Raw genomic sequence first — 6,563 nt, 5'->3', positions numbered from 1 at the left:
TGGTGTTGCCATGGGAGGTGCTCCTTGCGGATAAAGTTAGGGTGCCCGGGAGGCGAAATCGCCCGGTGGGTGCCTGACTGTTATCAAGGAGCGTGCCAGCTTTTTCCACGTCCCCGGGAGCTGGGGACTTCGCCGCTCTGTTTCGCGGCTTTGAGCGTTTTTTGAACAGCGAAATGGCTGGAAGTGCGCAAGAAGTTGCGCAGTACTGCGCAACTTCTTGCGCACTTGGCTGGAGGCCACGTAGCACAAGGTCTTCAGCGATTTAGAAGGGGTTTTATTACGTACAACTGCGCAACTTCTTGCGCAGTATGGCCAATTGACATTGCTGTGGGGTTTGGCCACTAATCGCACGTTTTTGACCTGATGTGAATGACCTGCCGGACCTATTAAAAAGCATGGAAGAAGCGAGCCTGATGACTATAAAAAACCTGAACTTCAGTAGTGCTGAAAAAACCGTTCTAGATTCGATCATGCCAGGAGGGGAAAACTGGGCGAGCTACCAAGGTAGCTGCTTGGATACGTGCTCCTATTTCCATCGCTGCAAAAACGCAGGTCCGTCCGAGAAGGTATGTTCCTCGGGCTGGCAGGATGCACCGTTGAATGAGGATGCCGTGAGTGTGTTCATTCATGTCCTCGGCTCATTCCATTATTACAACCAAGGGGACTTCGCGGAGGGCGGTGAGACCGCAGCGATCATCTCTGGATTGCAGAACAAGTTCATCCATGCGAGAGATGATCTGAGAGATAACTCGGGATTTGCTGAAGGATCCAAGGTTCTGAAGACCCACTTGGAGACCGAACGAAACGGGCGTGAGGCATACAAGCTTAAGCTTCAGCGTATGCGAGATGAGGGTAGTCTGAGCTGCGAAGCCTGTGATATTGATTTCTATGCTCTGCTGGGGGGAAAGGCGACCCGTGTGATTGAGTGCCATCACCAATTGCCGCTATCACATGAGCGTCACTCAGGGGAGACGAGTCGGGAAGATTTAGTGCTCTTGTGTGCGAACTGCCACCGTATTGCCCACACTGACGAAAACCTGCTCCGGGTTGAAGACCTTCGCAAATTTATTCGGGCTTGATAGAGCATCTGTTTCGATAGACCCTGCGCGGAAGGTTGATAAATACGCCTGCGTACTGAGCCTGATTGCCTGCTCTTGATTGGCGAGTAGAAGCTTCGACAGAAAGCACCGCCGTTCGCCAGGGAACATGGTAGCCAGTACACGAATAGGGCAGTCATAGCTTGCTGCCTAGCTTAAATTGAACCGCTTATCAGGGAGGAAAGTTGTGCAACGATTTGATCGCAGTAATGAGCCGCCACCACGCATGCTGCAGAGCAAGGAGATAAATGAACAACGGCGGTTGATCGTCGATTACTTCCTGATGGATGAAAAGCGCAGGGCCCAGACGCGACCTCCAAGTCCGCGCCAGAAGCTGAACCACGAGTCCATGTATGGAGCCTTGAAAAGGCTATTTCGCGGTAAATGTGCTTTCTGCGAAAGCTACACAAGCACTGAACCTTACCTGTTCCGCCCGGCGGGCAATGTCTTGCCAATGAAGCCCAGTTCGGCATCCCGTCTGTACTACCTATGGCTTAGTAATGCTTGGGAAAACTGCTATTCGATTTGCCAAGGGTGTATCCCCAGACGCCCAGAGTTTTTCCCAGTCAAAGGCAGGCGAGCTGCGCTACCTTCCGCAACTCAGCTTCAAAGATATCTGGAGGAAGGAGTTGGGTTATGGCGAGATCATCCGCCCAAAGAAAACAATGTCTTGCTTGATCCTTGTAAGGATGACTTAACTCGTCATTTCACAGTCGATCTCTACGGGTATCTGTTTCCAGAAACCGCTCGTGCAGAACTGACAATTGACCAGTTCAACCTCAATCGCTCCGGCCTAAGTGAGTTGCGCGGTCAGCGTGTGAGGGAGTATTTCGATGAGCTCATAGAAAGAATCTTGCGGGGTAGTCAGACTCAAAATTGGAATGCCCGGCTATTCGACTTCGCAGAGCTGGAGTTCGGTGGATTGTGGTATCTGATGTGCCGCCAAATCATATTGTTTTTCACTCAAGGCAAACCGCAAAGGTGGTCGCTGTCGTCAGGCAATATGGAACAGACATTTCAGAAGCTGGTTAGAAGTCTGGAAACGGGATTCGACAGTGATGCACTGGAGGAGTGGATTAACAATCCCTTACGTGATGTGTTCACGGAAGACTCCCACTTGGCACGCGCTTTCACCGAAAGACCTCCCACCTTGACCAGCATTTCCCTGAATAATTTCAAAGGGATCGAAAGGCTGCATCTGGATATGCCCATGTTGAAATCGGGTCTGGCCGAGACGCCTGACCCGCTGCAACCAGCCTTACTAATTTTGGGTGAAAACGCTGCGGGAAAAAGCTCCATCCTTGAAGCTGTAGCGCTGACTTTAGCGACTGATGAGGCGCGAACTGAATTAAAACTGGATGTATCGACCCTGCCACTTGATCCAGAACTGATGGGAGAGCACTCTTCCGTTCAGCGCGAAATGGCTACGGTTAATCTTGAGTTCGACGACGGCTCTACCCGGTGTCTGCAAATTGCAGATGGACGGTTTTATATGCAGGGTGGATCAGATGTACCCCCTGTGTTTGCTTACGGCGCATTCCGGCAGTACCAGAAACGACCAAAACGCTACAGCCATGTCAAATCAATTCGGAATCTATTCCATTCGGACACGCTGCTATCCAATCCGGAAAAATGGTTGCTGAGTTTAAGCAAGGATAATTTTGAAAACGTAGTCGGTGCATTACGCGTCATCCTTTCAATCGAAGGCGAGTTTGACGTTATTGAGCGCGATTATGAAAATCGACGTTGCCTGATCGTCACTGCTGCTCTAGGAGGTCATACATATAGTCGTACGCCCTTGAGTCTCGCGTCTTCGGGCTATCGATCGATACTGGCGATGGTGTGCGACATCATTCAGGGATTGATGAGCGCACAGAGTCATACGTTTTTCGAGAGTCTGGAGACGGCGAGGGCGGTGGTCCTTATCGACGAAGTAGAAGCTCATCTGCATCCTCGCTGGAAAATTCAAATCATGAGCGCCTTACGAAGTGCTTTGCCAAAGGTCACTTTTATCGCAACAACTCACGATCCATTGTGCCTGCGGGGAATGGAGGATGGAGAGGTAATCGTGATGCATCGGGTTGCTAGCCAGAGTGGTGCGGATAGCGAATGGCCGGTGATGGTGGAACAGGTGGTTCGACTGCCGGAGGTCAGTCAATTAACGATCGAACAATTGCTAACCTCTGACTTTTTCGGCCTGGCGTCGACCGACCAACCTGGCACCGAACGTGAGTTAGCGATGTTCGCTGACCTGCTGACAGCGCGAGCATCCGGCCAGGCACTAACTGAGGATCAACAATTGGCGTGGGCGCGCTTCGAGCAGGACATTAGTGACGCTTTGCCCGTGGGCGCCACTGAAGTACAGCGGTTGGTACAAGAGGCGGTAATGGAGTATCTGAAAAACCGCCGGCAAATATCCTCGGAAAATTTGGGTAAGTTGCGAGATCAGGCCCGTCGAGACATCGTCGCAATTCTCGAGGGTATCTGAATCATGCGTGCCGTCATCCGCAACACAGTCCGCAAGCCTGACGCTATGACGGGAGCCGACTCCCCAGCTTCGCGCGAACTGAACAAATTCAGGCAGCACTTCCATGCGCCTGGTGACAACGCCCCGACATTTACCGTGTACAAGTCTGACAGCGTGAAGAAGCAGCTAGATGAGCTATTTCATGGCAAATGCGCTTACTGTGAGAGCTTCTATGCATCGACAGCACCGGTAGACGTTGAACATTACAGGCCAAAAGGGGCTGTTCATGAGGACGGGGCGCACCCCGGCTACTGGTGGCTTGGAATGGATTGGGAGAATCTTCTACCGAGCTGTATCGATTGCAACCGTAAGCGCAAGCAGAGCATGCCCAGGTTATCTGCCAAGCTGCTGACGCTGCAGGAAGAGCAACGAGGTTTTAGCCACGGCGTAGTCATGTCTAGCGGCAAGAAGGACAGCTTTCCGGTGCTGGGTACGCGCGCGATGACGGAGACTTCTTCAATCCTCGACGAATACCCCCTGTTACTTGATCCGTGTAGAGATGATCCTAGCGAACACCTCAGGTTTCACATTGATCGGTCCAATCTTATAAGTCTTGTCGTCCCTCAGCCCCATGCAGGAACAGATTTGCCAGTGATGGGGGGCAATGGGGCAGATGCAACCATTCAAGCAGTGATTGGTGAAGCCCTTGAGCTTGGGCTGAGTCTCAGAGGAGTCGTGTCCATCCATGTGTATGGACTCAATCGTCTCGGTCTGGTGCAAGAGCGAACGCGGTTATTACGGCAGCTGGAGTTCCTTGAGGCGCTATCTTTGGATATCGGTGTTATGGCTCAGGAGCTCAAGCCTGACCCCGCAGATCCGAAGATTACTGATGTGCGTGACGAAGGCATTGTTCGCCGTCTGAATTTTCTTCAGGAACAGGTTCTGGGTGAGATGAAGCGGATGGCAAGACCTCAAGAACCTTATTCAACCATGGTGCAAGCCTGGATTGAGGGTTTCAAAATGCGCTTGCTGAGCTGAAGGTGAAGTATTCGGCGTTGGCCAACTCTTGAAATACCTTTCTGAAAGATGCGTCTAGTAGCAAGTAAGGCCAGTGCTTAGACTGCCAGACTTTTAGGAGAAGCAAATGCACGGAATGCATAAATCAAAACTGGCCACACTACTGCTCATCCCGCTGATTGGCGCATGCTCATCGCCTCATATGCTGCAGCCTGCTGTTCAATCTGGGCGGCTTGCTCAAACGGCCGCGGTCGTGATCGACAACTGTTCGGTGGGATGTCCAACAGGGGGCGACCAAACCACGCTCTATCGCCAGGCCTACACTCTGAACAACAACGGCTCGACCAAGTTCGCTAACTGGGTGGCCTACAAAATCACGAAGGAAACACCAGCGAGCGGGCGTCCACGTAACTGGAAGACGGATCCCGACGTGCCTGCTGGGGAGACGCTCAATCCTGTTGACTACAACGGTGCCAGCGTTGCCCTAAAGATAGACCGTGGACATCAGGCCAACCTTGCTTCTATGGGAGGCGTCTCTGATTGGCAGTCGCTCAACTACCTGACAAACATCACGCCTCAGAAGGCGGATCTCAATCAAGGTGCGTGGGCTCGACTGGAAGATCAGGAGCGGAGTCTCAGCAAAATGACAGGTGTGGATGCAGTGTATGTGGCTACGGGTCCGCTTTACGAAAGAAATATGGGAACGCTACCAGGTACCAATAAGGTTCATACGATCCCGAGTGGCTATTGGAAAGTCATCTTTACCGGTACCACTCCTGCCGGTGGTCAGTTTGCTGCGTTCAGCATGGAGCAGAGCACGCCGCGCGTAGGTAATTTTTGCGACTTCCAAGTCACGGTGGCAGAGATTGAAGAGCGATCTGGGCTGACATTTTGGAGTGGGTTGCCGCAAGACGTTCAAGCAAAGCTGAAGGCGAAGATGGGGCAGCTGGGTTCGACGATAGGCTGTATGGTTAAGGCAGAGGTCCAAACTCGAGAGAGCTAAAAAGTTAGAGCTTGCTGAAGCCGTTTTAAAGGTAGGCCCGCTCTGCGTCCTGCGGGTCAACCACTAGCATCACGCTGGCCAAGTACGTTTTCGCGGTTATGGCCAGGTCCTGGGTGGACTGATACTTCTCGACAAGCGTCAGTGTGATTCGGGCCGTTGTGACTCAATTTTACCGAGTCTTTGCTAGCGGGTTAGTACCCTTTTGGCAGAACCAGCAACAGCATCTTGCATGAATGGTTTAGGGGGCGTACCCGGGCGCAAGCACCAAATTAGGAACTCCGTATAATGCTTCTCGATTACGCAGCCAGAGCTGGTACTCGCGCGCTGAGCCAGAGTGATCGTGCGAGCAGTCAACACCCCACTGTCTGAGAGCGTAGCCTGCGACGGCAGCGCGAACCTTTACGTGCATTACGCCGTCTTGGTTGAAGGGGTAGTCGCATAGTACAGGCTCTTTTCGTTCAAGCTCGGGGTGAGGGACCAGCTCAAGCACGACTCGACGAGACCAGTGGTCATCCTCATTGGCACATTCGGCCTCGCGGGCCGGTCCAGCGTCTTGTACCGATCCCACCCGGGTTATCACAAAATCCCTGAACTCCGAGCTTTCCCGATCGTATGCCCTCGCGTGCCATCGTCGGCCATCGCTGTGCAGGCCGAACGGCGCGATAACCCTGGTGCTGCATCGGGTGAGTGACTCGTACGTGATCTCGATGGCGCGCTGCTGCCTGATTGCGCGGCAGACAGCCGCCAAGATGAAAATTTTGGGTTGTGCTAAGGATTCGCTGATGGTGCATGGGATCCCCGTCGACCAGCTCAGATGCTCCTCATCTCCAAACCCCTGACTCAGCCAAGTTGTGATACGGGAAATCGAGTAGGTGAAGATAGGGTTAAAGCCTTCGCTTGGGCGGTACACCTTTTCTCGCTGGTCGAGAAAAAGATTTTCGGGAGCCAGTTCGCGGTATAGCGATAGATCCCTAGTTGC

General features: G+C 52.7%; 5 protein-coding genes. 4 read left to right on the top strand and 1 reads right to left on the bottom strand.

Annotation, left to right across the window (positions count from 1 at the left end):
• The first annotated feature begins 395 nt into the window (after positions 1-395).
• The 4 genes from CAF73_RS05465 to CAF73_RS05450 all read left to right on the top strand — a co-directional run bounded on the left by CAF73_RS05465 (position 396) and on the right by CAF73_RS05450 (position 5,584).
• Complete coding sequence (locus CAF73_RS05465) at positions 396-1,079, top strand: HNH endonuclease (RefSeq protein ID WP_085702179.1); 684 nt, start codon at positions 396-398, stop codon at positions 1,077-1,079.
• Between the two features lie 205 nt (positions 1,080-1,284).
• Positions 1,285-3,585 carry an AAA family ATPase gene (locus CAF73_RS29640; protein ID WP_139834814.1) on the top strand — a complete coding sequence of 767 codons (2,301 nt, stop codon included), beginning with the start codon at positions 1,285-1,287 and terminating at the stop codon, positions 3,583-3,585.
• A 3-nt stretch (positions 3,586-3,588) separates the two neighbouring features.
• The gene (locus tag CAF73_RS05455) at positions 3,589-4,602 is read left to right on the top strand and encodes an endonuclease (protein ID WP_085702178.1); all 1,014 of its coding nucleotides are present in this window, start codon (positions 3,589-3,591) and stop codon (positions 4,600-4,602) included.
• A 106-nt stretch (positions 4,603-4,708) separates the two neighbouring features.
• Positions 4,709-5,584, top strand: a complete 876-nt coding sequence (locus CAF73_RS05450; protein ID WP_085702177.1) for a DNA/RNA non-specific endonuclease — start codon at positions 4,709-4,711, stop codon at positions 5,582-5,584.
• A gap of 238 nt (positions 5,585-5,822) precedes the next feature.
• On the opposite strand, the gene CAF73_RS30765 is transcribed toward CAF73_RS05450, so the two are convergent.
• A complete protein-coding gene (locus CAF73_RS30765) occupies positions 5,823-6,494 on the bottom strand; it encodes a WYL domain-containing protein (RefSeq protein ID WP_371918961.1) in 672 nt (223 codons plus the stop codon).
• Positions 6,495-6,563 lie beyond the last annotated feature (69 nt).

The organism is Pseudomonas sp. B15(2017), assembly GCF_002113215.1.
Lineage (GTDB): Bacteria > Pseudomonadota > Gammaproteobacteria > Pseudomonadales > Pseudomonadaceae > Aquipseudomonas.
Note: the sequence above shows the minus strand (reverse complement) of the source record. Positions and strands in the feature narration are given on the sequence as shown.

Coding starts and splice junctions, on each gene's coding strand:
- CAF73_RS05465 (WP_085702179.1), top strand. CDS start 396: ATGGAAGAAGCGAGCCTGATGACTATAAAAAACCTGAACTTCAGTAGT.
- CAF73_RS05455 (WP_085702178.1), top strand. CDS start 3,589: ATGCGTGCCGTCATCCGCAACACAGTCCGCAAGCCTGACGCTATGACG.
- CAF73_RS05450 (WP_085702177.1), top strand. CDS start 4,709: ATGCACGGAATGCATAAATCAAAACTGGCCACACTACTGCTCATCCCG.